Raw genomic sequence first — 26016 nt, forward strand, 5'->3', positions numbered from 1 at the left:
CGTGGCACCATCGGGCCAGTGACGCCTCCCGCCCCCTCCGCCGCCGACCTCGCCCGCGCCGAGGTGCTGCTCGGGCACGCCCCGGTCTTTCAGGGGGCCGAGGCCGCCGACCTGCGCCCGCTGGCCGCGCTGGCGACTTTCCGGACCCTGCGGCGCGGCGAGCACCTCTTCGAGGCCGGAGAGGGGCTGGACACCGTGTATCTGGTGAGTTCGGGCAGCGTGCGGGTCTACCGGCTGGCGCGCGGCGGCACCCGCGAACTCACCCTGCATGTGGAAGGCCCCCGGCAACTCGTGGCAGATGTGGCCGCGTTCGGGACCCGGGCGCTGGCTCCGGCGAGCGCGGTCGCGCTGCACACGCCGACCGAGGTGCTGTGTCTGCCCGCCGGACCCGTCCGCGAGCGGGTTTTCGGCACGCCCGCCCTGGCGCAGGCGGTGATCGCCTACCTCGCGCGGCGGCAGGCCGAGCTGCTCGCGCGGATGGAGGGGCTGGTCTTCAGCGAACTCGGCGAGCGGCTGGCCGCCTACCTGCTGGAGCACGCCGACCAGCCCCACGCCCTGCCCACCAACAGCGAACTCGCCGCGCTGCTGGGCACGGTGCCCGAACTGGTCAGCCGCAAGCTGGGCGAGTTCTACCGCCTGAACCTGATTGTGCTGGAACGCCGCACCGTGCGCGTCACGGGCCGCGCCGAACTTGCCCGGCTGGCGCGCCGCCCCGCGGCAGGGGAGGGGAGCCAGGGAAGCGGGGGGCGTATGCTCCCTCCATGACCCAGGCGGACCTGCCCGAACTGACCCCCCTGACTCCTGGCACGGCATCCGAGGCGGGGGCGACCGACGTGTACGGCAGCCTCGACCCCGCCGCGCTGCGCCATCCCGACAGCCTGAAATGGACCGCCTTTCCCGAGGGCGTGATTCCGCTGTGGGTGGCGGACATGGACTACCCGGTGGCGCCGCCCATTCTGGACGCCCTGCACGACCGCCTGACCCGTGGTCTGGGGTATCCCCAGTTGCCGGGTGATCCCCTCCTGAACGCGGCCCTGCGGGAGCGCCTGGCCTCGCACGGCCTGACCGACCTGCCGCCCGAGGGCGTGGCCTTCCTGCCGGGTGTGGTGCCGGGCATCTACGCCTCGGTCGCGGGGCTGACCCGTCCAGGCGACCCGGTGCTGAGCATGACGCCGGTCTACCATCCCTTTCACCTGGCGGTCACCGAGCAGGGCCGCCGGGTGGCCGCCGCGCCGCTGCGTGAGCCGGAGGGGACAGGGGCCCGCTGGGAGATCGACTGGGCCGCGCTGGAGACCGCCGCCCAGGGCTGCGGGCTGCTGCTGCTGTGCCATCCCCACAACCCCACGGGCCGGGTCTGGGACGCCGCCGAGCTGGCGCGGCTGCGCGACTTCGTGCTGGAGCGGGGCCTCTACGTGATGTCCGACGAGCTGCACGCCGAGCTGCGCTTCACCTCCCAACCCTTCGAGGCGTTCGCCGCCGACCCCCGGGTGCGGGCGCGGACCGTCACCCTGACTGGCCCGGCCAAGGCCTACAACACGGCGGGCCTGGGCATCGGGGCGATGGTGGGCCACGACCCGGAGCTGGTGCGGCGGGTGCGCGCGGCGGCGGGCGGGCTGATGGGTCATCCCTCGGCGTTGAGCGTGACCGCTTGGCAGGCCGCGTTGCGCGCGGGCGGGCCGTGGCTGGCCGAGACAGTCGCCTACCTGCGCGGCAACCGCGACGTGCTGGGTGCCTTCCTGGCCGCCCGGCTGCCCTGGGTGCGCTGCGCGCTGCCCCAGGCGACCTACCTCGCCTGGCTGGACCTGCGCGCCCACCCACGCGCCGGGGACATTCAGCAGTTTTTGCTGGACGAGGCCAGGATCGCCGTCCACAACGGCCCGGTGTTTGCGCCGGGAGAGCTGGGCGCGCGTTACCAGGGCTTCGTGCGCCTGAATTTCGCCACCAGCCGCCCGCTGCTGATCGAGGCGCTGGAGCGGATGGCGGACGCGCTGGGCGAGACCATTTCGGCCTGATGGGCAGGCATTCCGTCCGGCCCGGAAGCGTCTCTGCTACGGTGGGGGCGTGATCAAAGACGACATGGCGATTCATGCCGGTGTTCCCGAAAAGGCCGTCAAGGCGGCGCTGGGCCAGCTCGACCTCGAGGAAGCCTTTTCCGGCGTGAGCTGGAACCTCGCCCGCAACCGCCCCGGCCGCCCCACCAAGGTCTATTTCGAGGCCGAGACGACCGCCGAGATTCAGGCCGCGAAAAACCGCCTGGAACGTCTGCTCAACGACAGCGGCTTCGATCTCTACCCCTGAGCCTCGCTGCTCGCGCCGCCCCGGGCCGCTCACGTTTCACGCGGGTGGCCCGCCGCCTTTGTTCCCAAGCCCCATGTGTGGAGGCCATCCCATGCCGCTCACCGAACCCCAGGTCCGTGTCTTGCGGGCCATGCAGCAGGGCGCTGCCCTGACCGCCCATTTCCGTCCCGGGCGCGGTCCCTTCCACACCCTGGGGGGCAGGCGGCTGGGCATCGTGCTGCTCAAGGAACTCGAATCCCAGCGGCTGATCGCGCGGAGCGGGGAGGGCGCCGGGCGCGGGGCGGCGGGCTACGCCCTCACGGCGGTGGGGGAGGCGGCGCTGGCCGGGTGGGAGGCGGGCCGGGGGCCGGGGAAGCTCGACCTGCCCTGAGGGGCCGCCCGGGCCTACGGCGTCAGCTCACGCAGGCGCTCGATCAAGGGGCGCAGCCGCCCCCGCCGCAGCTTGAGGGCCGCGCGGTTCACGACCAATCGGGCGCTGGAGTGGTAGAGCACATCGACTTCCTCCAGGTGGTTGGCGCGCAGGGTGCTGCCCGTCTGGACCAGATCGACCACCGCGTCGGCCAGTCCGGTGAGCGCGGCGAGTTCGATGTTGCCCGACAGTTTGACGACCTCGGCGGGAATGCCCTGCGCGGCCAGGTACGCGCGGGCCGAGCGCGGGTACTTGGTGGCGACCCGCCCGATGGGGCCAGTGGCGCCGACCTCGCGGATCAAGGAGAGGCGGCAGGCGGCGAAGCGCAGGTCCACCGGCTCGAAGACCGGGCGCCCCGACTCGATCAGCACGTCCTTGCCGACGATTCCGGCGTCGGCCACGCCCAGGTCCACGTACACGGGCACGTCCTGGTTGCGCAGTTCCAGCACGGTCACGCCGGGAAACTCGTGGCGCAGGGCGCGCGACTTTTCCGGCAGGGTCAGCGGCAGCCCGGCCTGCGCGAGCAGCGCCACCGCTTCTTCCAGAATCCGGCCCTTGGGCAGCGCCAGGGTCAGGTGGTCGGGTCCCCGTTGCGCGGCGGGGGTCATGCGCCCACCTCGGTCAGGGTCTCGCCGCGTGCCCAGCGGCGAATGCCCCGGCGCTGGCAGTAGGCGAGCAGGTCCGGCTGCTGGTCGGTCCAGGCCAGTTCGGCGGTCAGGCCCTGGGCGCGGGCGTACTCGGCCCCCGCCGGGTCAAGGGCCAGCACCAGTTCGGGTTCGGGGGGCAGCCCCGCCGCCGTGGCTTCGGTCAGCCGCTCCAGCCCGATGGCGAAGCCCGCGCCCGGCAGCCCGCCGAGGTCGTAGCGCCCCCCGCCCAGCAGCGGCTGGTTCAGCCCCGGCGTGTAGGCGCGGAAGGTCAGCCCGGTGTAGTACCCGTAGCGGCGGCTGGCGCCGAGGTCGAACAGCAGCCCGCTGGAAATGCCCGCCAGCGGCGCCACCGCCTCCAGATGCGCGACCGCCGCCCGCGCCCGCTCGCCCCGCGCGAGTGCCCCCGCCTGCGCCAGCACCTCTGGGCCGCCGTACAGGTCGGTCAGCGCGTGCAGGGTGCGGGTGACCTCCGTGCTCAGGCCGTGCGCCGCCGCGAGCAGGCCGATGTCCGCGCCGCTCTTGCGGTCCACCGCGTCGTGCAGGGCCTCGCGCGCCGCGCCGTGCAGCCCGGCGTCCTCCAGCACCGCGTCCACGAAACCCGGGTAGCCCACCTCCATCACCGCGCTCACGCCGACCGCCTCCAGCGCGTGCAGCCCCAGCCGCAGCAGCTCGGCGTCGGCCTGCGGGGTCGCCACCCCGATCAATTCCACCCCAACCTGGCCGAACTCGCGCAGACGGCCCAGTTCGCTGGTCAGCGAGCGCAGCCACAGCCGCCCGCCGTACTGAAGCCGCAGCGGAAAGGGGCCATCCGGAAACCGGGCGCGCACCAGCCGCCCCACCGCCGTGGTGAACTCGCTGCGCAGCGCGAGCACCTCGCCCCCCGAGTCGATCAGCTTGAAGGCCCGCGCGCTTTGCGGGTGCCCCTCCCCGGCAAACTCCAGCGCGGGAACCTCCACCCCCCGGTAACCCCAGGCGGCGAAGACCCCCGACAGCCGGGTCCGCAGATGCTCGCGCCACTGCCACTCGGGCGGCAGCACGTCGCGGGTGCCTTCGGGAACACGGGCCAGGGTGGGGGGGCGGGGGGGCAAGCTCACGGGGGGTATTAAAGCACCCGGACAGCTCCGGAACAGGCCGCCCACGACCGCCGGAGCCGCGACAGGGAGTCCTGGCTTGCGGCGGCGGCCCGCTATACTTGCCCCCATGCGCCGCGCTTTTCCCGCTCTGCTCCTGCTCGCGCCCCTGCTGGGGGCCTTGTTGGGCGGCTGTGCCCGCACGGCCGACACCTTCAAGCCGCGCATCGTGGTCACCAGCCCCGACGGCGGCGGCGTGGGCCGGGCACGCGACTTCACCGTCAAGGGCTACGCGCTCGACGACCAGGGGGTCACCCGCATCACGGTGGACGGCAAGGCGATTCCGATTCAGCCGGGCAGCCGCAAAATCGCCAATTTCACGTTCCAGACGCGGGTGCAGGGCGCGCGCGGCGAGGTGACCATCGGGGCGCTCGACGCGGCGGGCAACAAGAGCGTGCTGGTGCTGCCGGTCACGGTGGACGCCGCACCTCCCACCCTCCGGGTGACCCGCTTCGAGCGCAGCGGCAACGTGATCCGGGTGACCGGGGTCGCCACCGACAACAACCGGGTGGTGCAGGTGCTGGTGGACGGCAACCGCTTGAACATCACCTCCGGCTCGCGGGTGGACTTTTACGCCGAGACGAGCGGCATCTACGCCGACCTCCAGGCCATCGACGGGGCAGGCAACGTGACCCGGCTGCGCGCTCAGCGCTGAGCCTGCCACGCCGCGCCCGTTGCGGGGGGCACAGTCTTGCGGGAGCACAGTCCTGCCCCACGGCGTCCGCTAGCCTGCCCCGGTGCCGCCCCGCCTGCCCCGGTCTCCCCGCCCCACCCCGGCGCAGGAGGTCCCGCCGCCCCCGCACCTGCCCGAAATCCTGCGCCGCCTGGCCGCAGCCTACCTGCCCACGCCGCCCGCGCCGCGCGTCAGCCCCGAGCCGCTCGACGACCTCGTCGAGACGATCCTGGCCCAGCAGAACACCTCCGCCCTGACCCGGCGGCAGTTCGCGGCGTTGCGGGCGGCCTATCCGGTCTGGGAGGCGGCCCTGGCCGACGGTCCCGACGGGATCGAAGCCACCCTGCGCGCGGCGGGGGGCGGCCTGGCCCGCCTCAAGGCCGACTACCTCTGGAACGTGCTGCACCGCCTGGAGGAGACGCGCGGCGAGCTGAGCCTGCGCGTGCTGCGTGAGCTGGACGACCCGGCGGCCCGCGCCCTGCTCGAAAGCCTGCCGGGGGTGGGCATGAAGACGGCCTCGCTGATGCTGCTGTTCGACCTCGCCCGCCCCGCGATCCCGGTCGAGAACAACATCTGGCGGGTCGCCGGGCGCCTCGATCTGGTGCCCGCCCGCTGGAACGTCCTCAAGGTCGAGCGCTGGTTCGACGAGGTGCTGCCGCGCGACTGGGCCACCCGATACGTCTTTCACGTCTCGGGCGTGCGCCACGGCCGCCAGACCTGCCTCGCCCGCCGCCCGCGTTGCGAAAGCTGCGTGCTGCGCGACCTCTGCCCCTCGGCGCCGCTTTTTCTGGAAGGCCGGGATGAGGCTTGAGGCGCTCCTCGCAGCGCTGGGCGAGCTGTTCGGCCCACGCCTGAGTTTGCGCGAGGCGGGTGGGGAAGAGCGCGGTGTGGTCTTGTTGTGGGATGGTGAGGTGGACTGCACCGCCGGACTGGCGGAGGGTGGCCTGGAAAGCGTCGCCTGGCAACTGCTCAGCACCGCGCAGGACGTGTGGTTACAGCGTCTGGGCGAGGAGGGCGTGCATCCTGGCGCCTGGGCCACGGCCTCTCCCGACGTGAGCCGCGACGGCGTGGGGCTGGTGCTGAGCCTGCGTGGCACGGAAGGTGTGGTGGCCTCGGTGCGCGTTCCACTGACGGGGTGACGGTCCTGCGCCATGAAGAAGCGCCCACCACAAAGGGGCGGGCGCTCCTGTCGTGCTAAAGCCTCAGCCCGCGTCGGGGTGGCGCTGCGTCTCGTGCAGCTCGACCGGCTTGCCCTTGCGGGCGCGCAGGTTGAGCACCTCGACCATGATCGCGAAGCCCATCGCGAAGTAGGTGTACCCCTTGGGAATCTTGAAGCCGAAGCCGTCGGCGATCAGGTTCACGCCGATCAGGAGGAGGAAGGCCAGCGCCAGCATCTTGACCGTCGGGTGCGCCTGCACGAAGTCCCCGATGGGCCGCGCGGCAAACAGCATGATGGCGACGGTCAGGACCACCGCGCTGACCATCACGCCGATGTCGTCGGCCATCCCGACCGCCGTGATCACCGAGTCGAGGCTGAAGACGATGTCCAGCACCATGATCTGCCCGATAATCGCCGCGAAGTTGGCCGAGGCGACCCGGCCTGCCGTGGGCGCGCCGTGGGTGCCGGGGCCTTCGAGTTGTTCGTGCATTTCCTTGACGGCCTTGTACAGCAAAAAGAGGCCGCCGAAAATCAGGATCAGGTCGCGCCCCGAAAATCCCATCCCGAACAGCGTGAACAGGTCGTTTTGCAGCCGGTAGATCCAGGTGATGGAAAACAGCAGCAGCAGCCGCATGACCAGCGCGGCCATCAGGCCCACAGTCCTGGCCCGTTGCCGCTGCTCGGGCGGCAGCTTGCCTGCCAGGATGCTGATGAAAATCACGTTGTCGATGCCGAGGACGATCTCCAGCAGCAACAGGGTTCCAAAGGCCAACCAGGCCTCGGGCTGGCTGATCCAGCCGAACAGGGTTTCAATCACAGGGAGGCTCCAGGTCGGGCACAGGGCGGGTGGCAGGCGCTCGCGGCATTCCAGTTCCACTCCAGGCGAACCGCCCCCACAGCAGCCGGGGCGGCAGAATCGGGCAGCCATCCGGCCTTCCGGCGCGCTCATCCTCGGCGCGATACCTCCCATGCTCCGGGAGAAGTTGTGCACGAATCTTAAATGTGAGATGAAGGACCTTCATGTTCGCCTGGCGTGGCCCCGCGCGCGGGCTGCCCAGGCGGGGGTCAACCCGCGTCTCAGCGCGCCGTCGCGCCGTCGAGGTACACGCTCAGCAGCGCCCGCGCGGTGCCCTGAGGGTCGGCGGGGGGCGCGCCCATGACCAGCGGGTACATCAGGGCCAGCAGTGCCCGCGTCAGCATGGCGGGGGGCAGGTCCCCGCGCAGCTCGCCCCGTGCCGCCGCGCCCTCGATCAGTCCGGTCAGGCCGCCCATCCAGACCCGGCGGTACTCGCTTTCAAAGGCCGCGCGGCGTCCGGGCGACACGTGGCGCAGCTCGCCCGCGAGTTGCAGGCCCACGCGCTGCTCGGGCGCGCTCGCCAGCAGGTCCCCCACCAGCGTCTCCAGCTGCGCCCGCACGCCCGACTGGGTCCCGGCGTGCGCCACCAGGCGGCTCAGGCCCGCCAGCGTGCCCTCCAGCATCGCCAGAAACAGCGCTTCTTTGTCCTCGTAGTGGTGGTACAGGGCGGGTTTGGTCACGCCCACCGCCTCGGCCACCTCGCGCATGCTCACCCCGTGGTAGCCGCTCGCCACAAAAAGCCGCGCGGCCTCGGTCAGGATGCGGGCGCGGGTCGTGTCGGGCGTCGGAGAGGGGGGCAGCGCAGAAGACGGGACGGTCACGGGCACATGATAGCCCGAGGCGGGGCGAACGTCCCGGCCAAGGCAGAAGCGGCGTCTGGCCGGGCAGGTCCAGCCGTCCGGGCAGCGGACCTGCGCGGCGGGTGCCCGTGACCCAGGTCAGGACTGGCGTGCGGCCGTGGGGACGATCTCCGCTGCCCACACGTCCTGCGGCGTCTCGCGGCGGCGGATCAGGGTCCAGTCCTGACCGTCCCACAGCGCCTCGGCGGGGCGGGGGCGGGTGAGGTAGGCGCTGCTCATGCTCGCGCCGTAGGCTCCGGCCTGTCCGACCGCGAGCAGGTCGCCGGGGGTGGGGGAGGGCAGGCGGACGTTCCGCGCCAGCAGGTCGCCGCTCTCGCAGGCGGGTCCGGCCACGTCCCAGGTCCCCTCCTCGTCGCCGTTCCACAGCGCCGTGACCGGGTGCTCGGCGCCGTAGAGCATGGGCCGCAGCAGCTCGGTCATGCCCGCGTCGGTGAGCAGGAAGTTGCGGCCGGTGCGCTTGGTGCCCACCACCCGTGTCAGCAGCGTGCCCGCGCGGGCCACCAGATAGCGTCCCGGCTCGACCCACAGCCGCGCGCCGAAGGCAGAGGCCGCCGTCCGCGCCTCCCGCGCGATGCCCGGCAGGTCGGCGTCCACGCCCCAGCCGCCGCCCACGTCGAGGACCTCCAGATCGCCCGTCTGCGCGTGCAGCTCGGCCAGCCGGGCGAAAGCCGCGCTGAAGTCCGAGGCGTCGCGAATCGCGCTGCCGATATGAACGTGCAGGCCGCGCGCGTCGTGTCCGGCGGCCCGCAGGGCCTCCAGCACGCCGGGCGCCTGCGCGGGCGTCACGCCGAACTTGCTGTCGGCCGCCCCTGTGGCGAGGTGGTCGTGGGTGCTGACGCTCAGGGCCGGATTGACCCGTACCAGCGCCCGCGACCCCGGCGGCAGCAGCCCGACCTCCTCCTCGCGGTCCACCACGAAGGTCGCGCCCAGCCGCGCGCCCGCCGCGTACTCCCCGGCGGATTTGGCGGGGCCGTTGATCAGCACCTCGTCTCCCGTCATGCCGACCTGCTCGGCCCGCGCAATCTCCCCGGCGCTCACGCACTCGAAGCCGACGCCCGCCGCCCGCAGCCGACCCAGCAGGGTCAGGTTAGGGTTGGCCTTTATCGCGTAGTAGACCCGCGCGCCTCCGAACGCCGCGCGCACCCTTGAGAGCGCCGCGTCCAGCTCGGCGGCGTCGTAGACGTACAGGGGTGTGCCGAAACGCTCGGCGGCGGTCAGGAGGTCGGGGCGCGCGATCACGCCGGGCAGTCTAGCGGAGCCGGTCTGGCCGCCCGGTCCGGGGGCCAGGCTTCAGGACTCCGGCAGGCCCAGGAAGGCCTCGACCACCTGGGGGTCGAACTGCCTGCCCGCCTGCTCGCGCAGTTCGGCCAGCGCCTGCTCGCGGGTCCAGGCCCGCTTGTAGGGGCGCTCGCTCACCAGGGCGTCGTACACGTCGATCACCGCGAACAGCCGGGCCAGCAGCGGAATGGCCTCGCCCGCCAGCCGGTCGGGGTAGCCGGCGCCGTCCCAGCGCTCGTGGTGGTGGCGCACCAGGCTCAGCGCCCCTGGCGGCACGAAGCCCAGCGCCCTCACCAGCCGCTCGCCCTCGGCGGCGTGGACCTGCATCTCCGAGCGCTCCTGGGGCGTCAGCGGCCCCGGCTTGAGCAGGACGCGGTCGGGCACCACCAGCTTGCCCAGGTCGTGCAGGTAGGCCCCCAGCCGCAGGGTGTCCAGCGCCTCCGCGTCCAGGCCCAGCGCCTGCCCCAGCCGGGCGGCCCGGACGGTGACCCGGTCGGTGTGGCCCTGGGTCTCGCGGTCGCGGGCTTCGAGCGTCAGCCCCAGCGCCCGCAGCGCGGCCTCGCGGGCGTCGAGGGCCTGCTGCTCGGCGCGCTTCTGGCCTTCGATGTCGGTGCAGGTGCCCACCCAGGCCACCCCCTGCCCCTGTTCGTCCAGCACCCGCACGCCCTGGGTCAGAAACCAGCGGTACCCGCCGCCCCGGCCCCGCACGCGGTACTCGACCTCGTAGTTCTCCCCGCGCTCGACCGCCCGGCGCCAGCGGGCCACGGTGGGGGCCTCGTCTTCCGGGTGCAGGGCTTCTTCGAACCCGAAGCCGCGTGTCTCGCCGCTCAGGCCGGTGTAGTCCACCCAGCGGCCGTTGACGTGTTGCCAGCGCCCCGCCGCGTCGGCGGTCCAGAGCATGACCGGCATCCGGTCGAGCAGCCGCAGGTAAAGCTGGTCCAGCCCGGCCCCGGACGCTGACGACCCGGACGATGGCGGCCCGGACGCTGGACGCCCGGCGCCGGGGGTCCCGGCCTCCGCCTGCCCGGACCCCGTGAGGTCGGACAGCGGATCGAGAGAGGTTTCCGCAGAAGACATGGGGGCCATTGTGTGCGGATCAGGGGCCGATCCTCAAGCGCGGCGGGGCGCGGGGGGGGGCGCGCCGGTCAACCCTCCGGCCCTTTTGCGAAGCGACGGTCAAGGGTCTCAGAGCCGGGGCCGCCCCCCGCTGCCAAGAATGACGCCAGGAGGTTTTGCGCCGTGTCCCGAACCCTGGTCCTGACCCTGCTGCTCTCCCTCGTCCCGTCGCTGGCCGCCGCCCAGACGGCCCCCTCCCTCCCCGCTGGCGCGTCCCCGGCCAGCCTGCCCGCCGCCGAACAGGCCACCGTCAACGTGATCGACCGGGCGCTGGGCAGCGTGCTGTACATCACCACCGCCGCGCCCAGCAGCGGGCAGGGAACCTTTTCCAGCCCGCTGTTCGCTGACCCCCGCGAAGAGGGCGACCAGGGCACCGGCAGCGGCTTTTTCATCGACGCGCAGGGATTCGCACTGACCAACTACCACGTCGTGGAGGGCGCCACCCGCATCACCGTGAACCTGCGCGGCAGCCGGCAGGATTTCAGCGCCCGGGTGGTCGGCACGGCCCCCGACTACGACCTCGCCCTGATTCAGGTGCAGGGGGTTCCCGCAGGGCTGATTCGGCCGCTGCCGTTTGGCGACAGCGACGCCTTGCGGGTCGGGCAGACGACCATCGCGCTGGGGGCCCCTTTCGGCCTCCAGTTCAGCGCCACCAGCGGCATCGTGTCGGCGGTCGAGCGCTCGGTGCCCACCGGGGTTCGGCAGATCGCCCAGAACGCCATCCAGACCGACGCCGCCGTGAACCCCGGCAACTCGGGCGGACCGCTGCTGGATTCCTCGGGGCGGGTCATCGGGATCAACACGCAAATCCTGTCCCCGGCCGGCGCGGCGACCGGGATCGGCCAGAGCGCGGGGGTGGGCTTCGCGGTGCCCAGCAACGTCGCCCAGCGCCTCTTGCCCGGGCTGCGGGCCGGGCGGACCATCGTCGGGCCGGTGATCGGCGTGACCCTGACGCCCTTTGAGCTGACCGATCTCTCCGAGCAGGCGCGGGAGCAGTACCGCCTGCCGCGCGCGGGCGCCCTGGTCTCGCAGGTGCAGCCCGGTGGCCCCGCCGCCCAGGCCGGGGTGCGCGGCGGCGCGGCGCGGGTCCAGACTCCCCTGGGCGCCGTCTTTCTGGGCGGCGACGTGATCACCGCCGCGAACGGGCAGCTGGTGGAGACCAACGCCGACCTGCGCGAGTTCCTTTTTGGTCGGCAGGCGGGCGAGCGCGTGACCCTCACCGTGAACCGGGCGGGGCAGACCCTGACCCTCCCCGTCACCCTGGCCGCCGGAACGCCGCCCCCCGCCGGGAACCGCTGAGGACAGCCAGGAAAAAGGTAGAGGGGGGGAGCGCGAATGCGGCTTCCCTCTCACGGTTGGCGGCCCGCGCGCCTGCTAAGCTCCCCGGCGGTATGGGCACCCCGGAAGCAGGAGACAAGTCAGGCGTGCGGGTTTTGTGTGCGATGTCGGGCGGCGTGGACTCCAGCGTCACGGCGGCGCTGCTCAAGGACGCCGGGTATGGGGTGATCGGCGCGATGATGCGCTTCTGGCCCGACGACAAACGCACGGACACCTTCGACTCCTGCTGCTCGCCCGACGCCGCCTACGAGGCCCGGCGGGTGGCCGAGCAGGTCGGCGTGCCCTTTTACCTGCTGGACTACCGCGAGCAGTTCCAGCGCCACATCGTCGGTCCTTTTCTCGACGAGTACGCGCGGGGCCGCACCCCCAACCCCTGCGTGAACTGCAACACCAAGGTCAAGTTCGACGAGCTGGTGAGAAAAGCGCGGATGCTGGGCTGCCAGTACGTGGCGACCGGCCACTACGTCAAGCGCGTGGAGAGCGCGCGCGGCGAGGTCGAGTTCCATCGGGGCGACGACCCCCGCAAGGACCAGACCTACTTCCTGTGGGGCACGCCCCGAGACGCGCTGCCTTTCATCCTCTTTCCGGTGGGCGAACTGGAAAAGCCGCGCGTGCGCGAGATCGCCGCCGAGCGGGGCCTCCTGACCGCCAGCAAGCCCGAAAGCCAGAACATCTGCTTCGTGCCGGGCCGGGTGCAGGACTACGTGGCCGAGCAGTTGCCGCAGGCCCAGGGCTTCATCCGCGAGATCAAGACGGGGGAGGTCGTGGGCGAACACCTGGGCACCCAGTTCTACACGCTGGGGCAGAAAAAGGGCCTGGGCCTGTACCAGTCGCACCGCGTTCGCCACGTCGTCCACCTCGACCCGGTCACGAACACCGTCTGGGTGGGCGACTACGAGGACTGCCTCTGGACCGGGCTGCGGGCGGAGGGCGCCAACTACCTGCTCGACCTCGCCGAACTGCCGCGCGAACTGGAGGTGCAGGTGCGCTACCGCACGAGGTCGGTGCGCGCGACCGTGCTGCACGCCGACCAACACGGCTTCGAGCTGCGCTTCGAGGACCCTCAGTTCGCCGTCGCGCCGGGCCAGAGCGCCGTGCTGTACGCGGGGCCGCGTCTGCTGGGGGGCGGTCTGATCGCCGACCACGTGCGCGAGCTGCCTGCCCTGCCTGCGGCGGCCCCGCGCCCGCGTTCAGGCGTTCCGGCGCTGTAGGGCGCGCCGCAGCCCGACCACCAGGGCGGCGGCGGCCAGCGGCGCCAGCGAGCGCGTCTGCCGTCCCAGCAGCGCCGCGCCCAGCGTTCCGGCGGCCAGCCCCCGCGCCAGCCGCACCCGCTCGGCAGGGACCCGCTGCGGAGTTCGGTCGCAGCCGCTCTGCACCGCTTCGGGGGCGGTCAGCCACGGCGTGATCCCCAGCGCGGCCAGGGCCAGCAGGTCCGTGAACACGTGGCGTCCCCGGGACCCGCGCCCGGCGGGCAGCAGGGCCGCCGCGCCCACCCCCGCCGCCGCGCCGCCGGACGCCTGAAACGCGTCGCCCCGCCCCGCCGAGAGCGCCAGCGCGGCCCCCGGCACCAGCGCCGCGACCCGCTCGCCGCCCCGCGCGGCCAGGGCGGCTTGCCCGGCAAGCGCGGCCACGTCGAGGGCCTGCGGAGGGTGCCCGACCGTGGCCGCCAGGGTCCGCAGGCCGCTGAGGGCGCCCAGGCCCGCCAGCACGTTCGGCCCGCCTCCCAGCAGGGCCGCCAGCGCCGCGAGCGGCAGCGCGGCGTTGGCCGTGTCCGGGTGGTCGGGGTCGAGTTCGCGCGCGGTCGCCCAGCCCAGGAAGCCCGCCAGCCCGACCTCCAGCGCCTCACGCCCCGCCCGCCCCGAGAGCCGTGCGGCCAGCGCCGCTGTGACCATTCCCGCCGCCGCGTAGCGGTTCGAGGGCACCGAGAAATCCAGCGGACGCGCCAGGGCCGAAAGGGCCGGAGCCGGGGCGAGCGGTTCAGCAGGGGACATGGGAATACCGTACCCCGCCCCATGCCTGGATAGGCGTTACAGCGCCGAGCGCGGCCGCCGCGCCGCCAGCACCCCGCCCAGCAGCACCAGCGCGGCCGCCAGCGCCACCCCGATCACCACCGCCGTCACCTCCGGCCGGGCGAGGTAGACCCCGTAAAAGGCCCACAGCAGCACGGCCGCAAAGGCCCAGTCGCGAAAGCGCACCAGGAAGAGGACCCCGATCAATGCCGCAATCACCACCAGCACCGCCGACCACGCCGCCGCGCCCAGCCCCGCCAGCCCGGCGGTGACGCCCAGGCTGACCAGCCAGGCGGTGACGTTGGCAATCGTCGCCACGCTGATCCAGGCCAGGTACAGGCTGCTGGGCAGCGCCAGCGTCAGCCCCTCGGCGCCCTGGGGCGGCAGCCCGCGCACCCGCAGGTACAGCCAGATCAGCGCCCCCAGCAGCCCCAGCATGATCAGCACGCTGAGGCCGAAGTTCAGGCTCTGGAAGGCCAGCAACCACGCCACGTTGAGCAGGTTTCCCAGCAAAAAAGGCCAGAACAGCCGGTCGAGTCGGGGGCCGCGCTGCGCCGGAAGCGCCTGATACACCGCGAACACCAGCAGCCCCAGGAAAATCGGCCCCCATACCGAGAAGGTCAGCCCGGCGGGGGTAAAGGCGTTGGGCAGGCGGCCGCTCACCTCCGCGTTGGAATTGCCGAACAGCGGCAGCGCGTTGCTGAGGTAGTTCATCACCAGCGTCAGGGCCGTCGCCGCGAGCAGGGTGATCTGGCGGGGGAGTCCGGTCATGCTTCAGCTTAGGCGGCGCCGGGTCCCCCGAGCTGTCGGCGGAATGACGAAGTGCGGTCGGGAACGTCCCGACGCGGGGCGCCCGCTTTTTCCCCGGCGCAGGCTCCGGCACCCGTCGCCCTGCCCCCCGTCTCACGGACCGCCGTCACACTGGCCCCATGCCTTACCTGAAAGTGACCTGTGCCCGGCTGCCTGCTGAGCGCAAGGCCGAGGTGGCCCGGCAGCTCACCGAGGCGGTGAACCTGCTCTTCTTCTCGCCGCGCGGCGGCCCCAGCCGGGAGGAACTGCGTGAGCACACGACCGTCCACTTCAGCGAGTTCCGCGACGAGGACCTGTACATCGGTGGGCGCACCCCCCGCGAGCGGGGCCGGGTGGACCTCACCGCCGAACTCTCCGACTGGAACATGAGCGTGAGAAAGCAGCGCCGGGTGGCCCGGCATCTGACGCCCGTCCTGGCCCGGCTCTTCGGGATGGAGGGGGATCTGGACGGGATCAACCTCCGGTTCCACTCCTACCCGCCGCGCGATTTTGCGGTGGGCGGGCGCCTGCTGTCCGACCGGGTGCCCTGGATCGGACAGGTCCTCAAGCGGCGCGCCGGGTAGGGCGGCCTCCCCCTCTTGCCAGGGGTGCGGTCAGCACCCTCAGGTCGTGTATTCGGCGTTGATGCTCACGTACCCGGCGCTGAGGTCGCAGCCCCAGGCCTCGCCGCGGGCGTCCCCCACGCCCAGCCCCACCTCGAAGACGACTTCCTCAGCGCGCATGGCCGCGCTGACCGCCGCCGCGTCGTAAGGCAGGGGACGGCCCGCGAAGACCGGCGTGCCCTGCACCGCGACCGTCATCCGCTCGACCTCCAGCGCCGCGCCGCTGCGCCCCACCGCCATGATCACCCGGCCCCAGTTGGGGTCGTTGCCGTGCACCGCGCTCTTGAGCAGTGGGCTGACGCAGCAGGTGCGGGCGGCGGCCAGCGCCTCGGCCTCGGTGCGGGCGCCCGAGACGCGCACCGTGAGCAGCTTGGTCGCCCCCTCGCCGTCGGCGGCGATCATGCGGGCCAGCTCGCGCAGCACGCCCTCCAGCGCCGCCAGGAACTCGGGCAGGTCCACCTCGCCCGCCCGCCCGTTAGCCAGCACCACGGCCATGTCGTTGGTGCTGGTGTCGCCGTCCACCGTGACCGCATTGAACGTCCGGTTCACGATGGCCGGAAAGGCCGCCCGCAGCGCCCCCTGATCCACCCGCGCGTCGGTAAAGGCGAAGGCGAACATGGTCGCCATGTCGGGGTGGATCATGCCGCTGCCCTTGGCGGTGCCCAGGATGCGGGCGCCGGTGCTGAGCGTAGCCTGGGCCACCTTGGGCCGGGTGTCGGTGGTCATGATCGCCTGGGCGAAAGCGTCCGCGCCGCGCTCCAGCCCGTCCGGCAGGTGCTCCACGCCGCCCAGCACCCGGTCCATCGGCAACAGGTGGCCGATGATGCCGGTGGAGGCGGTCAGCACCAACTCGGCGCCGATGCCCAGCACGCTGCCCAGCGCCCCTGCCAACTCCGCGTTGTCCCGGGTTCCCTGCGCCCCGGTCGCCGCGTTGGCATTTCCGGCGTTCACCACCAGCGCCCGGACCGGCCCGCTCCCGGCGGCCAGCTCGCGGTTGCGGGTCACGCAGGCCGCCGCCGCCGCGCTGCGGGTGCCCGCAAAAGCCCAGGCGCAGTCCGCGTCGCTCACCACGCACGACAGGTCGGTGCGGCCGCTCGGTTTGATTCCGGCACTCATCGCCGCTGCGCTGAAGCCTTTGGGAAAGGTCCGTCCCGAATCGGTCATGGGCGCATGGTAGCGGGGAGAGGTCGGCGGCGCGGCGGGCCTGGGCAGCGGGGCGCTGGGCAGCCGAGCACTGGGCAGCGGGGCGCGCGCGCGGCGGGGCAGGCCCCCCAGCCCTGACCGGCCCGTGACGCCCCCTGCACATTCCTCACGCGGCCTTCACGGCCGGGGCGGGGCCAGGCGGGTAGGGTGGGAGGCCATGAAGAACGTCCTGCTCACCCTGACGGCGGCGGCCCTGCTCTCCGGCGCCGCGCTCGCCGCACCCGTCAAGCTCCAGACGGTCCCGGTGACCCTGGAACCCAGCGCCCGGCTGCTGACCCTGAACGACGCGGGCATCGCCAAGGCCTTTCCGTCCTCGGCCAGCCGCCCCGAAGCGGTGTTCGTGACCGAGGACCTCAAGGTCACGGTCGCCTTCGACTGGCGCGAGGCCCCGCTGGCGACCCCCGGCGTGACCGAGGTGACCAACCGGTTCGCCGCCAACCTGCGCTCGCAGGTGCCCAACCTCAAAACGGTCCGCTCGGCCGTGGTGCAGGTGGGCGGGCAGCCCTGGGGCCAGATCATCTTCACCACGCCAGGGCAAGGCGACGACCGCCGGGTCGAGATGCTGCTCACCAGCGCCGGGGGCCGCCTGCTGGTCGTCACCATCGCCAGCAACGTCAAGGACTACAGCCGCAACGAGAACGTGGTCCGCAACCTCGCCAGCAGCCTGCGGGTGAACTGAGGCGCGGTCGGGGCACGCCGCCCCCCGCCTCTCCAGGGACGGCAGGCCGGTTCTCCGGGTGGGGGAACCGGCCTGCCGGCGCTTATGACAGAGTCCGGTGCCCCCGCCGCTTTGCTCCGGCGGTGCAGCGTCCTTTTCACTTGAAAGGTCGCAGACGCCAGGAGGGTCGTCCTGTCTTTCGGAGCGGGGCCGACGGTTCGCGGTGGCCCGGCCCCCTACAATGCGGGGCGTGCCGGACCTTCCTGACTTCCAGCCTCTTTTCCAGACCCGGGTGCTGGCGCAGCGCGGCGGCGTGCGGAGCGAGGCGGGCGAATGGGGCGGGCAGGCGGTGTTCGTCAAGACCCTGCTCTCGGACGATCCGGCCGCCGCGCAGCGCTTCGAGCACGAGGGCGAGATCGCGGCGGCGCTCGACCACCCGGGGGTCGTGCCGCTGCTGGCCCGCCGCCCCGCGCAGTTGATCTTTCCCTGGCTGGAGGGCCAGACGCTGCGCGAGCGGGTGGAGGCCGGGCCGCTGTCTGCCGCCGAGGCGCTGGAGGTGGCCGACGGGCTGCTCGCCGCCGTGGCCCACCTGCACGCCCGGGGGGTGACCCACCACGACCTCAAGCCCGAGAACGTGCTGCTCGAAGGCGGGCAGGCCCGCAGCGGCAGCGTGCGCCTGATCGACTTCGGCATGAGCCATTCGCGGGCGCTGGCGCTGGACATCCACGGCGGCACCCGCATGGGCACTCCGCATTTCATGGCCCCCGAGCAGTTCCGGGGCGTGCGCGGCGACCCGCGCAGCGACCTGTACTCGGTGGGCGTGCTGCTGTTCGACTGCCTCGCCGGGCACCCGCCCTACGCCGACGCGCTGGGCTGGCTGACCGGCCTGACCGACGAACGCGCCCCCCTGCCCGGCCCTCCCGAGCTGCACGGGGTCCTGTGCGCGGCCCTCAGCCGCGACCCGGCTGGCCGCCCGGCCTCGGCGCAGGCGCTGCGGTCGGCGCTGCGCGAGGCGGCGCGGGCGCTGGGGCTGGAGCTGGAGCGCGCGTGCCCCTGATCGCCTTTTCCGGCAACCGTTTTCTGGCCGAAGAAGCCCTGCGGGGGACCCTGGCCGCCCGGGGTCTTCCGGCGCGCGACTTGCCCCGGCTGGCGGGCGAGGAGGTGAGTGCCGAGGCGCTGGCCCCCTTGCTGGCCCCCAGCCTCTTCGGGGACGGCGGCGTGGTCGTGGATCTCGCCGGGGTCAAGCCCGACAAGGCGCTGCTGGAGCTGCTCGCCTCGGCTCCCGTCACGGTCGCGGTGCTCGATGAGGCGGCCCCGCCCACCCGCGTGAAACTCTACGAGGCGCGCGGCGAGCATGTGGCCTCGCCCGCTCCCCAGAAGACCGGCGACGTGGCCGGATGGGTGGCGGGGCGCGCGAAAAAGACCAGCCTGAAGCTCGACCGCGAGGCCGCCCTTTACCTCGCGGAGGTCTTCGGCCCTGACCTGACGGCCATCGCCGGGGAGCTGAACAAGCTCGCGCTGCTGGACCCGCCGCTGACCGCCGACCTGGTGCGGCGGGTGGTGGGCCGCGAGCCGCCCGGCGACTCCTTTGCCATGCTGGGCGCGGCGACCACCGGCAAGCCCGGCGAGGCCGTGACCCAGCTGCGGCGCCTGCTCGCCAGCGGCGAGGACCCCTTCAAGCTGATGGGCGCGGTCGTGTGGCAGTACAGCCTGGTCGCCCGCTGCGTGGCCCTGACCCAGCAGGAGGGCCGGGTGACCGAGGCGGCCGCTGCTGCGCGCCTGGGCGTCAAGCCCTATCCGGCGAAGAAGGCCCTGGAGGTCGCCCGCCGCCTCAGCGAGGCCAAGATCCGCGCCCATCTCGCGCGCATCCTCGACGCCGACCTCGCCATGAAGCGCGGCCTGGACCCGGCGGTGACGCTGGAGCGGCTGATCGTGCAACTCAGCGTGTGACGGTCTGCTCCAGGCTGCCTGACCGAGCGGAAAGGCGCGTCGGGTAGGATGGGGGCATGGCGACCCTGTACCTGATCCTGCTCACCCTGCACAACCTCACCCGCTGGCTGGTCTTGCTGGCGGGCGTCTGGGCGCTGCTGCGGACATTCCGGGGCGTCGGCGCGGCGCGCGAGTTCGCCCCCGGCGACCGCCGCGCGGTGTCCATCTTTGCGGGCACCGTTCACCTGCAACTGGTGCTGGGCCTGCTGCTCTTCGGCCTGCTGGGGTCGCAGGGCGCCCGCGCCTTTGCGGACAGCCGCCCCAGTTTCCAGTGGGAACACGTCGGCCTGGGCGTGCTCGCCGCCGTCTTCGCCACCCTCGCCACCGCGCTCAGCAAGCGCCGTGAGGGCAACCAGGCCAAGTTCCGCACCGCCGCGCTGTGGACCAGCCTGAGCCTGCTGACCGTGCTGGCGCTGATTCCGTGGTGGCGTCCGCTGCTGCGTTTGTTCTCGTAGGAAAGCAGGCTGTGGGACGCGGGGCGCGGGCAGGCCGAGAGCCACCGCGCATCGCGTCCCACAGCCCCCTTACCGGCCCGGCTCGATGATCACTTTCCCGGTCGTCTTGCGGTCGAGGATGTCCCGAAAGGCGCGGGCGCTCTCGGCCAGGCCATAGGTCGGCCCGACCTGCGGGGTGACCTGCCCGCTGGCGACCAGCGGCGTCAGGGCCTGCGCGGCCTCGCGGGTGGCCTCCCGGTCCCCCATCAGCGAGGTCAGCCACAGCCCGGTCACAGTCAGGTTGCGCTTCATCAGCTCGACCGGGCGCAGGCTGGCCTGTTCGCGGCTGGCGTTCCCGATCACGATGACGCGGCCCCGGTTCGCGGCCATGTCGAGGCTCTCCTGAAACCTGCGGCCGCCCACGACCTCCAGAATCAAGGGCACGCCCCCTCCGCCCGCCGCGTCCCGCACCTTCTGCACCCGCTCAGGGTCGTCTTGCAGCAGCGTCACGTCGGCGCCGAGGTCGCGGGCGATGCCCAGTTTTTCCTCGGTGCTCGCCATCGCCACGATCCGCATCCCCAGCGCCTTTGCCAGTTGGATAGAGGCCGTGCCCAGCGCCCCCGCCGCCGCCTGCACCAGCACCCACTCGCCCTCCCGGCCGTGCCCCAGCGTCTTCAGGCCGTGGTAGGCCGTGAAGTACGACACCGGAAAGGCCGCCGCCTGCGCGCCCGAGAAGCTGGGCGGCACCGGGATCAGCGCCGCGGCGGGGGAGAGGGCGTATTCGGCCAGGCCGCCGCGCCCGCCCAGGCTGGCGACCCGCCCCCCGACCTCCACGCCCGTCACGCCCTCGCCCAGCGCGTCCACGATGCCGGCGAACTCCATGCCCGGCGTGTAGGGCACCTTGGTCCGGGTCAGGTACTCGCCCGCCACCGCCAGCACGTCCGCGAAGTTGATGCCCACCGCCTCCACCCTGAGGCGCACCTCGCCGGGACCGGGCTGGGGCCGGGGCACCTCGCGCACCTGCATGACCTCGGGGGGACCGAGTTCCTCGACGACGACTGCTTTCATGGTCTCGCTCACGCGGTCCAGTGTACGGGCTGTTCCCCGCCAAGTGAACGTCCACGTACACTCTGAACGCGCACGTATTTGACCCGGCCCGTTTCCCGTGGAAGCATGGGCGCACATCCAAGGAGGCAGCCTGCATGAGCATCGTCGAGCAGACCCGCGAGGGGGACGTTCTCGTCCTCACCATCCACAACCCGCCTGTCAACGCCTTTTCCCCCGGCGTCCCCGAGGGCCTGCACGCGGGCCTGGACGCCGCCGAGGGAGATGAGGGCGTCCGCTCGGTCGTCATCATCGGCGGCGGGCGCACCTTCATCGCGGGGGCGGACATCAAGACCTTCGACCTGCCGCGCGAGCAGGCCCCCGACCTGCGCGGGTTCATCACGCGGCTGGACGCTTTTCCCAAGCCCACCGTCGCCGCGATTCACGGCACGGCGCTGGGGGGCGGCCTGGAAGTCGCGCTGGCCTGCACCTACCGGGTGGCGACGAAGGACGCGCAACTGGGCCTGCCGGAAGTGAAGCTCGGCGTGCTCCCCGGCGCGGGCGGCACCCAGCGCCTGCCGCGCGTGGTGGGCGTGCCAAAGGCGCTGGAGATGATGCTCTCCGGCAACCCGGTGAAGGCGACCGAGGCCCAGCAGCTCGGGCTGGTGGACGAACTGGTGGAAGGCGACCTGCGGGAGGGGGCCGTGGCCTTTGCCCGCGCCCACGCCGACGCCCGGCCCCTGCCCCGCATCAGCGAGCGCAGCGCGCAGGCCGACCCGCAGGTCTTCGCCGCCGCCCGCGAGGGCATCAAGAAGACGCACCGGGGCCAGCTCTCGCCGGGCCTGATCGTGGACCTCGCGGAGATGGCCGTCACCAGGCCCTTTCAGGAGGGCTGGGAGGCCGAGGCCCGGCTTTTCATGCAGGCCAAGGACTCGCCGCAGTCGCGCGGCCTGCGCCACATCTTCTTCGCCGAGCGCGAGGCGGGCAAGATTCCCGGCCTGACGAGGGACACGCCGACTACGGAGATCAACTCTGCCGGAATCATCGGCGCAGGCACGATGGGCGGCGGCATCGCGATGAACTTTCTGAACGCCGGGATTCCCGTCACCATTGTGGAAACCGCGCAAGGCGCCCTTGACCGGGGCCTCGCGGTGATCCGCAAGAACTACGAGAACACCGCGAAAAAGGGCCGCATGACGGTGGAGGACGTCGAAAAGCGCATGGCCCTCCTCACGCCGACCCTGAACATGGAAGACCTCGCGGACGCCGACATCATCATCGAGGCCGTCTTCGAGAACATGGACGTGAAAAAGGACATCTTCACCCGGCTCGACGCCATCGCCAAGCCGGGCGCGATCCTCGCCACGAACACCAGCACCCTCGACGTGAACGAGATTGCCGCCGTGACCGGGCGGCCCGAATCGGTCATCGGCCTGCACTTTTTCAGCCCCGCCAACGTGATGCGGCTGCTGGAGATCGTGCGCGCCGAGAAGACCAGCGATTCCGTGCTGGCGACCAGCCTGGCCCTCGCCAAGCGCATCAAGAAGGTCGGCGTGGTGGTCGGCGTGTGCGACGGCTTTGTCGGCAACCGCATGATCCACCGCTACGGTGACGAGGCCCGCAAGCTCGTCGAGGAAGGCGCGAAACCCGAGGACGCCGACGCCGCGATGAACGCCTTGGGCCTCCCGATGGGACCCTTCCAGATGAGCGACATGGCCGGGCTGGACATCGGCTACGCGATTCGCCAGCATCAGGCGAAGGTGCGCGGGGAGCCGGAGCCGGACGGCTGGCTCGACCGCATCGTGGAGATGGGCCGCAAGGGCCAGAAGACGGGGGCGGGCATCTACGACTACGGCGAGGACCGCAGGCCGAAGCCTAACGCCGACGTGCAGGCCCTGATCGAGGCCTACCGCGCCGAGAAGGGCGTGCAGCCCCGCGCACTGAACCCGCAGGAACTCACCGAGCGGCTGGTCTATTCCCTCGTCAACGAGGGTGCCCAGATTCTCGACGAGGGCATCGCCCAGCGGGCCGGGGACATCGACGTGATCTACATCTACGGGTACGGCTTTCCCCCCTACCGGGGCGGCCCGATGGGGTACGCCGACGAGGTGGGCCTGAAGAACGTGGTCGCCGCCCTGGAGGGGTACGGCCAGACGCCCGCGCCGCTGCTGAAGCGCTTGGCCCAGGAGGGCAAGACCTTCGCGGGGTACGACCGGGAGCGCGGGCAGAGCTGAGCTGCCCCGCCAGGTCCGGGTGAGGGAGAACAGCGGTGACCATGCCTGACATCACAGTGCGCGTCCTGGAGGGCCAAGAGACCGGGATCCTCGACCACGTGGCCCCCGACGTGTTCGACGGCCCGGTGAATCCCGCCTGGACCGCCGAATTCTTCGCAGACCCCCGGCACCATCTGGCGGTGGCTCTGGACGGCGGCGTGGTGGTCGGGATGGCCTCGGCGGTGCATTATCTCCACCCGGACAAGGCGCCGGAGATGTTTATCAACGAGGTCGGCGTGACGGCGACCCATCAGGGCCAGGGGCTGGGACGGCGGCTGATGGAGGTCTTGCTGGCGCACGCCCGAGGCCTGGGGTGTGTCACCGCCTGGGTGCTGACAGAGCCGGAAAATGCCGTGGCCCGCCGGCTCTACACTTCTGTCGGTGGTCTGGAGACTCCCTGTCAGATCATCGTGATTCCGCTCGGTTCCGGCGCTTGACCCAAAATGGCCGGGCTGTCCTGCCCTCTTCTTCCAGACTTGCAAGGAGTCATCCAATGCCCCAAGCTGTCATCGTTTCCACTGCCCGCACCCCCATCGGCAAGGCCTACCGGGGCTACCTCAACGACACCCACGGCTCGGACATGGGCGCGCATGTCGTGACCCACGCGCTGCAACGCGCGGGGGTTGATCCTGCCGAGGTCGAGGACGTGATCATGGGGGCTGGGAACCCCGAGGGCGCGACCGGCTCGAACATCGCCCGGCAGATCGCGCTGCGGGCCGGACTGCCGGTGACCGTTTCCGGCGTGACCGTCAACCGCTTCTGCTCCAGCGGCCTGAACACCATCGCGCTGGCGGCCAACCACATCATGGCCGGGCAGGGCGAGATCATCGTGGCGGGCGGGCTGGAAAGCATCTCTCTGACCCAGAACGAGCACGCCAACAGGTACCGCCTCAAGGGCGAATGGCTGACCGAGCACAAGCCCGCGATCTACATGCCCATGCTGGAAACGGCCGAGGTGGTGGCCGCCCGCTACAAGATCAGCCGCGAGGCGCAAGACGAGTACGCCTACCACTCGCAGATGCGGACGGCGGCGGCGCAGCAGGGCGGGCTGCTCGACCAGGAAATCGTGCCCTTCACCGCCACCATGAAGGTGCAGGACAAGGCGACCGGCGAGATCAGCGACCGCGAGGTCACCCTGACGCGGGACGAGGGCAACCGCCCCGAGACCACGCTGGAGGGCCTCGCCAAGCTCAAGCCGGTGATCGAGGGCGGCTGCGTCACGGCGGGCAACGCCTCGCAGCTCAGCGACGGGGCCTCGGCCTGCGTGGTGATGAGTGACGACCTCGCCCGCGAGCGCGGCCTGGAGCCGCTGGGCATTTTCAGGGGCTTCGCGGTGGCGGGCTGCGAACCCGACGAAATGGGCATCGGGCCGGTATTCGCGGTGCCCAAGCTCCTGAAGCGCCACGGCCTGACGGTCGGCGACATCGGCCTGTGGGAACTCAACGAGGCTTTTGCGGTGCAGGGCCTCTACTGCCGCGACACGCTGGGCATCGACCCCGAGATCTACAACGTGGACGGCGGCTCGATCTCGGTCGGCCACCCCTACGGCATGAGCGGCTCGCGGCTGACGGGACACGCCCTGATCGAGGGCAAGCGCCGGGGCCTCAAGTACGTCGTCGTGACCATGTGCGTGGGCGGCGGCATGGGGGCGGCGGGCCTGTTCGAGGTGCTGTAAGGAGGGAAGTCGCCAGCCGCCAGCGCAAGCCCCCGGTCCCCGTGTGGCCGGGGGTGTTTCTTGCTCATATTAGTTTGATGTTAAACCATTAGACTGGGGCCATGACCTCTTCCCCCCTGATTCCCCACGGCCTGCACCATGTCACCGCCGTGACGGCGAACGCGCAGGCCAATCTCGACTTCTATACCGGTGTGCTGGGCATGCGGCTGGTCAAGCAGACGGTCAACCAGGACGACGTGACGGCCTATCACCTCTTCTTCGCAGATGGGGCGGGGAGTCCGGGGAGCGACCTGACCTTTTTCGAGTGGCCAGTGCCCCCGGAGACGCGCGGGAACAACTCCATCACCCGGACGGGGCTGCGGGTGCCGGAGGGCAGCCTGGACTGGTGGGCCGGGCACCTGCGCGGGCACGGGCTGGAGGTGACCCCGGTCGAGCGTGCGGGCCGTCCCCACCTCGATTTCGCGGACCCCGAGGGCCAGCGCCTCAGCCTGGTGGAGGGCGGGCCGGCGGGCGTGCCGTGGGAGGGCAGCCGGGTCTCCGCGGGGCACCAGATTCTGGGGCTGGGACCCGTGGAGCTGACCCTGCCGGGCCTTTTTCCCACCGAGCGGGTGCTGACGCGCGCCTACGGCCTGCACGCGGCAGGCACCTACCCCGACCCCGAGGACGCTGGGCGAACCATTCACGTCTACGCGATGGGCGAGGGCGGTCCCCACGCCGAACTGCACCTGCGCCTCGACCCCAGCCTGCCCCCGGCCCGCTCCGGGGCAGGCGGTGTTCACCACCTCGCGCTGCGGGTGCAAGACGGCGAGTACCACGCCTGGGCCGATCGCCTGAGCGGCCTGGGCCTGCGCACCAGCGGCGAGGTGGACCGCCACTGGTTTCACTCGGTCTACTACCGCGAACCCCAGGGCATATTGATCGAGCTGGCGACGGATGGCCCCGGCTTCGCGGTGGACGAGGACTCCGCCCATCTGGGCGAGACGCTGGTGCTGGCTCCCTTTCTGGAACCCCGCCGCACCCAGATTGAGGCGGGGCTGACGCCGCTGCGGCGCTGAGTCCAGCGTAGGCGGCGGGTCGGTCAGCCACCTACGTCCGGCAGGGCCAACAGCTCAAAGCCCGTCGCCCGGAGTGCCCGGAAATCCAGGCCCCCGGGACGCGCCAGGGCAAAGGCGAGGGCGGGAGCATCTGAGGATGGCCATGGGCGTTGTGGGTCCAAGGCGTAGAAGTCCAGGCGCTGGGAGATCAGGGCCAGCCGGAGCGTGGCCTGACTCCGGGGGTCTACCACATCTGGCGCCAGGGCCGTCTCCAATAGCAGAGGTGTGTCCAAGTGCCACCAGCCCGGCGCGACGGCCAGCAGGTTCTGCTCTCTATCGCGCACCGTCCAGATCGTCCAAGGGGGCGGTGGCAGAAGCTCCCCCAGGCTTTGCAGGTAGAGCTGCGCGGCGGCTTCCCGCTGGGCAGGCGCGGACGTGGGCGCGAGGTGGACGCCGAACAGGCCCACACTCTTCCCCTGAATCCGTCTCCCCGCCAGCCATGTGCCAGACGGCAAGAAGTC

28 protein-coding genes are annotated in these 26016 nt (G+C 71.9%); 18 read left to right on the plus strand and 10 right to left on the minus strand.

Annotated elements, in window-relative coordinates; translation table 11 throughout:
* The first annotated feature begins 18 nt into the window (after window positions 1-18).
* The 4 genes from HNQ09_RS00565 (at window position 19) to HNQ09_RS00580 (ending at window position 2668) form a co-directional block, all read left to right on the plus strand.
* The gene (locus HNQ09_RS00565) at window positions 19-765 is read left to right on the plus strand and encodes a cyclic nucleotide-binding domain-containing protein (RefSeq protein WP_184024051.1); all 747 of its coding nucleotides are present in this window, start codon (window positions 19-21) and stop codon (window positions 763-765) included.
* Complete coding sequence (locus tag HNQ09_RS00570; RefSeq protein WP_184024054.1) at window positions 762-2012, plus strand: MalY/PatB family protein; 1251 nt, start codon at window positions 762-764, stop codon at window positions 2010-2012. The genes HNQ09_RS00565 and HNQ09_RS00570 overlap by 4 nt, the downstream gene beginning before the upstream one ends.
* Window positions 2013-2061: 49 nt before the next feature.
* On the plus strand, window positions 2062-2298 hold the full coding sequence (locus HNQ09_RS00575) for a hypothetical protein (RefSeq protein WP_184024058.1): 237 nt from the start codon (window positions 2062-2064) through the stop codon (window positions 2296-2298).
* A 91-nt stretch (window positions 2299-2389) separates the two neighbouring features.
* Window positions 2390-2668, plus strand: coding sequence for a hypothetical protein (locus HNQ09_RS00580; protein ID WP_184024061.1), 279 nt, complete (start codon window positions 2390-2392; stop codon window positions 2666-2668).
* 14 nt (window positions 2669-2682) lie between these two features.
* Here the strand turns inward: HNQ09_RS00580 and hisG are convergent, their stop codons facing one another.
* Complete coding sequence (gene hisG, locus HNQ09_RS00585; protein WP_184024064.1) at window positions 2683-3315, minus strand: ATP phosphoribosyltransferase; 633 nt, start codon at window positions 3313-3315, stop codon at window positions 2683-2685.
* Entirely contained in the window at window positions 3312-4457 is a 1146-nt protein-coding gene (gene hisZ / locus HNQ09_RS00590; RefSeq protein ID WP_343057585.1) for an ATP phosphoribosyltransferase regulatory subunit, read from the minus strand. Before hisZ ends, hisG begins: the two co-directional genes overlap by 4 nt.
* 97 nt (window positions 4458-4554) lie before the next feature.
* Between hisZ and HNQ09_RS00595 the strand changes: the two genes are divergently transcribed.
* The 3 genes from HNQ09_RS00595 to HNQ09_RS00605 all read left to right on the plus strand — a co-directional run bounded on the left by HNQ09_RS00595 (window position 4555) and on the right by HNQ09_RS00605 (window position 6296).
* On the plus strand, window positions 4555-5139 hold the full coding sequence (locus tag HNQ09_RS00595; protein WP_184024069.1) for a hypothetical protein: 585 nt from the start codon (window positions 4555-4557) through the stop codon (window positions 5137-5139).
* 82 nt (window positions 5140-5221) lie between these two features.
* The gene (locus tag HNQ09_RS00600) at window positions 5222-5968 is read left to right on the plus strand and encodes an endonuclease III (RefSeq protein WP_184024072.1); all 747 of its coding nucleotides are present in this window, start codon (window positions 5222-5224) and stop codon (window positions 5966-5968) included.
* Window positions 5958-6296, plus strand: a complete 339-nt coding sequence (locus HNQ09_RS00605; protein ID WP_184024074.1) for a hypothetical protein — start codon at window positions 5958-5960, stop codon at window positions 6294-6296. Before HNQ09_RS00600 ends, HNQ09_RS00605 begins: the two co-directional genes overlap by 11 nt.
* Before the next feature lie 63 nt (window positions 6297-6359).
* On the opposite strand, the gene HNQ09_RS00610 is transcribed toward HNQ09_RS00605, so the two are convergent.
* The 4 genes from HNQ09_RS00610 to HNQ09_RS00625 form a co-directional block, all read right to left on the minus strand.
* Window positions 6360-7133, minus strand: coding sequence for a TerC family protein (locus tag HNQ09_RS00610; protein ID WP_184024077.1), 774 nt, complete (start codon window positions 7131-7133; stop codon window positions 6360-6362).
* A gap of 260 nt (window positions 7134-7393) precedes the next feature.
* Window positions 7394-7993: a TetR family transcriptional regulator gene (locus HNQ09_RS00615; RefSeq protein WP_184024080.1), complete on the minus strand. Its 600-nt coding sequence runs from the start codon at window positions 7991-7993 to the stop codon at window positions 7394-7396.
* Between the two features lie 117 nt (window positions 7994-8110).
* The gene (gene lysA / locus HNQ09_RS00620) at window positions 8111-9271 is read right to left on the minus strand and encodes a diaminopimelate decarboxylase (RefSeq protein ID WP_184024083.1); all 1161 of its coding nucleotides are present in this window, start codon (window positions 9269-9271) and stop codon (window positions 8111-8113) included.
* Between the two features lie 51 nt (window positions 9272-9322).
* A complete protein-coding gene (locus tag HNQ09_RS00625; protein ID WP_184024085.1) occupies window positions 9323-10387 on the minus strand; it encodes an HD domain-containing phosphohydrolase in 1065 nt (354 codons plus the stop codon).
* 162 nt (window positions 10388-10549) lie between these two features.
* On the opposite strand from HNQ09_RS00625, the gene HNQ09_RS00630 reads away from it, so the two are divergent.
* On the plus strand, window positions 10550-11725 hold the full coding sequence (locus HNQ09_RS00630; protein WP_343057551.1) for a S1C family serine protease: 1176 nt from the start codon (window positions 10550-10552) through the stop codon (window positions 11723-11725).
* Window positions 11726-11817: 92 nt separating this feature from the next.
* On the plus strand, window positions 11818-12975 hold the full coding sequence (gene mnmA, locus HNQ09_RS00635) for a tRNA 2-thiouridine(34) synthase MnmA (protein ID WP_184024088.1): 1158 nt from the start codon (window positions 11818-11820) through the stop codon (window positions 12973-12975).
* Here mnmA and HNQ09_RS00640 read toward each other — a convergent pair.
* Window positions 12955-13755 carry a hypothetical protein gene (locus HNQ09_RS00640; RefSeq protein WP_184024091.1) on the minus strand — a complete coding sequence of 267 codons (801 nt, stop codon included), beginning with the start codon at window positions 13753-13755 and terminating at the stop codon, window positions 12955-12957. The genes mnmA and HNQ09_RS00640 overlap by 21 nt on opposite strands.
* 36 nt (window positions 13756-13791) lie before the next feature.
* Window positions 13792-14544, minus strand: a complete 753-nt coding sequence (locus HNQ09_RS00645) for a tryptophan-rich sensory protein (RefSeq protein ID WP_184024094.1) — start codon at window positions 14542-14544, stop codon at window positions 13792-13794.
* 158 nt (window positions 14545-14702) lie between these two features.
* Here HNQ09_RS00645 and HNQ09_RS00650 point away from each other — a divergent pair, with 158 nt between their 5' ends.
* Entirely contained in the window at window positions 14703-15146 is a 444-nt protein-coding gene (locus HNQ09_RS00650; RefSeq protein WP_184024096.1) for a tautomerase family protein, read from the plus strand.
* A 39-nt stretch (window positions 15147-15185) separates the two neighbouring features.
* Here HNQ09_RS00650 and argJ read toward each other — a convergent pair whose 3' ends face one another.
* Window positions 15186-16349, minus strand: coding sequence for a bifunctional glutamate N-acetyltransferase/amino-acid acetyltransferase ArgJ (gene argJ / locus HNQ09_RS00655; protein ID WP_184024098.1), 1164 nt, complete (start codon window positions 16347-16349; stop codon window positions 15186-15188).
* Window positions 16350-16545: 196 nt separating this feature from the next.
* Between argJ and HNQ09_RS00660 the strand changes: the two genes are divergently transcribed.
* The 4 genes from HNQ09_RS00660 to HNQ09_RS00675 all read left to right on the plus strand — a co-directional run bounded on the left by HNQ09_RS00660 (window position 16546) and on the right by HNQ09_RS00675 (window position 19490).
* Window positions 16546-17067 carry a hypothetical protein gene (locus HNQ09_RS00660; RefSeq protein WP_184024099.1) on the plus strand — a complete coding sequence of 174 codons (522 nt, stop codon included), beginning with the start codon at window positions 16546-16548 and terminating at the stop codon, window positions 17065-17067.
* A gap of 220 nt (window positions 17068-17287) precedes the next feature.
* Window positions 17288-18103 carry a serine/threonine-protein kinase gene (locus tag HNQ09_RS00665; protein WP_184024101.1) on the plus strand — a complete coding sequence of 272 codons (816 nt, stop codon included), beginning with the start codon at window positions 17288-17290 and terminating at the stop codon, window positions 18101-18103.
* On the plus strand, window positions 18094-18996 hold the full coding sequence (gene holA, locus HNQ09_RS00670; protein ID WP_184024104.1) for a DNA polymerase III subunit delta: 903 nt from the start codon (window positions 18094-18096) through the stop codon (window positions 18994-18996). The genes HNQ09_RS00665 and holA overlap by 10 nt, the downstream gene beginning before the upstream one ends.
* A gap of 56 nt (window positions 18997-19052) precedes the next feature.
* The gene (locus HNQ09_RS00675) at window positions 19053-19490 is read left to right on the plus strand and encodes a hypothetical protein (RefSeq protein ID WP_184024107.1); all 438 of its coding nucleotides are present in this window, start codon (window positions 19053-19055) and stop codon (window positions 19488-19490) included.
* Between the two features lie 69 nt (window positions 19491-19559).
* Here HNQ09_RS00675 and HNQ09_RS00680 read toward each other — a convergent pair whose 3' ends face one another.
* Window positions 19560-20549 (minus strand): NADPH:quinone oxidoreductase family protein, encoded by a 990-nt coding sequence (locus tag HNQ09_RS00680; RefSeq protein WP_343057555.1) that lies wholly within the window; start codon window positions 20547-20549, stop codon window positions 19560-19562.
* Between the two features lie 122 nt (window positions 20550-20671).
* On the opposite strand from HNQ09_RS00680, the gene HNQ09_RS00685 reads away from it, so the two are divergent.
* The 4 genes from HNQ09_RS00685 (at window position 20672) to HNQ09_RS00700 (ending at window position 25516) form a co-directional block, all read left to right on the plus strand.
* The gene (locus tag HNQ09_RS00685) at window positions 20672-22747 is read left to right on the plus strand and encodes a 3-hydroxyacyl-CoA dehydrogenase NAD-binding domain-containing protein (protein WP_184024110.1); all 2076 of its coding nucleotides are present in this window, start codon (window positions 20672-20674) and stop codon (window positions 22745-22747) included.
* Window positions 22748-22788: 41 nt separating this feature from the next.
* Entirely contained in the window at window positions 22789-23223 is a 435-nt protein-coding gene (locus HNQ09_RS00690; protein WP_184024114.1) for a GNAT family N-acetyltransferase, read from the plus strand.
* A 56-nt stretch (window positions 23224-23279) separates the two neighbouring features.
* A complete protein-coding gene (locus HNQ09_RS00695; RefSeq protein WP_184024117.1) occupies window positions 23280-24461 on the plus strand; it encodes an acetyl-CoA C-acyltransferase in 1182 nt (393 codons plus the stop codon).
* A gap of 101 nt (window positions 24462-24562) precedes the next feature.
* Window positions 24563-25516: a ring-cleaving dioxygenase gene (locus HNQ09_RS00700; protein ID WP_184024121.1), complete on the plus strand. Its 954-nt coding sequence runs from the start codon at window positions 24563-24565 to the stop codon at window positions 25514-25516.
* Window positions 25517-26016 lie beyond the last annotated feature (500 nt).

It is taken from the genome of Deinococcus budaensis, from assembly GCF_014201885.1.
Classification (GTDB): Bacteria; Deinococcota; Deinococci; order Deinococcales; family Deinococcaceae; genus Deinococcus; species Deinococcus budaensis.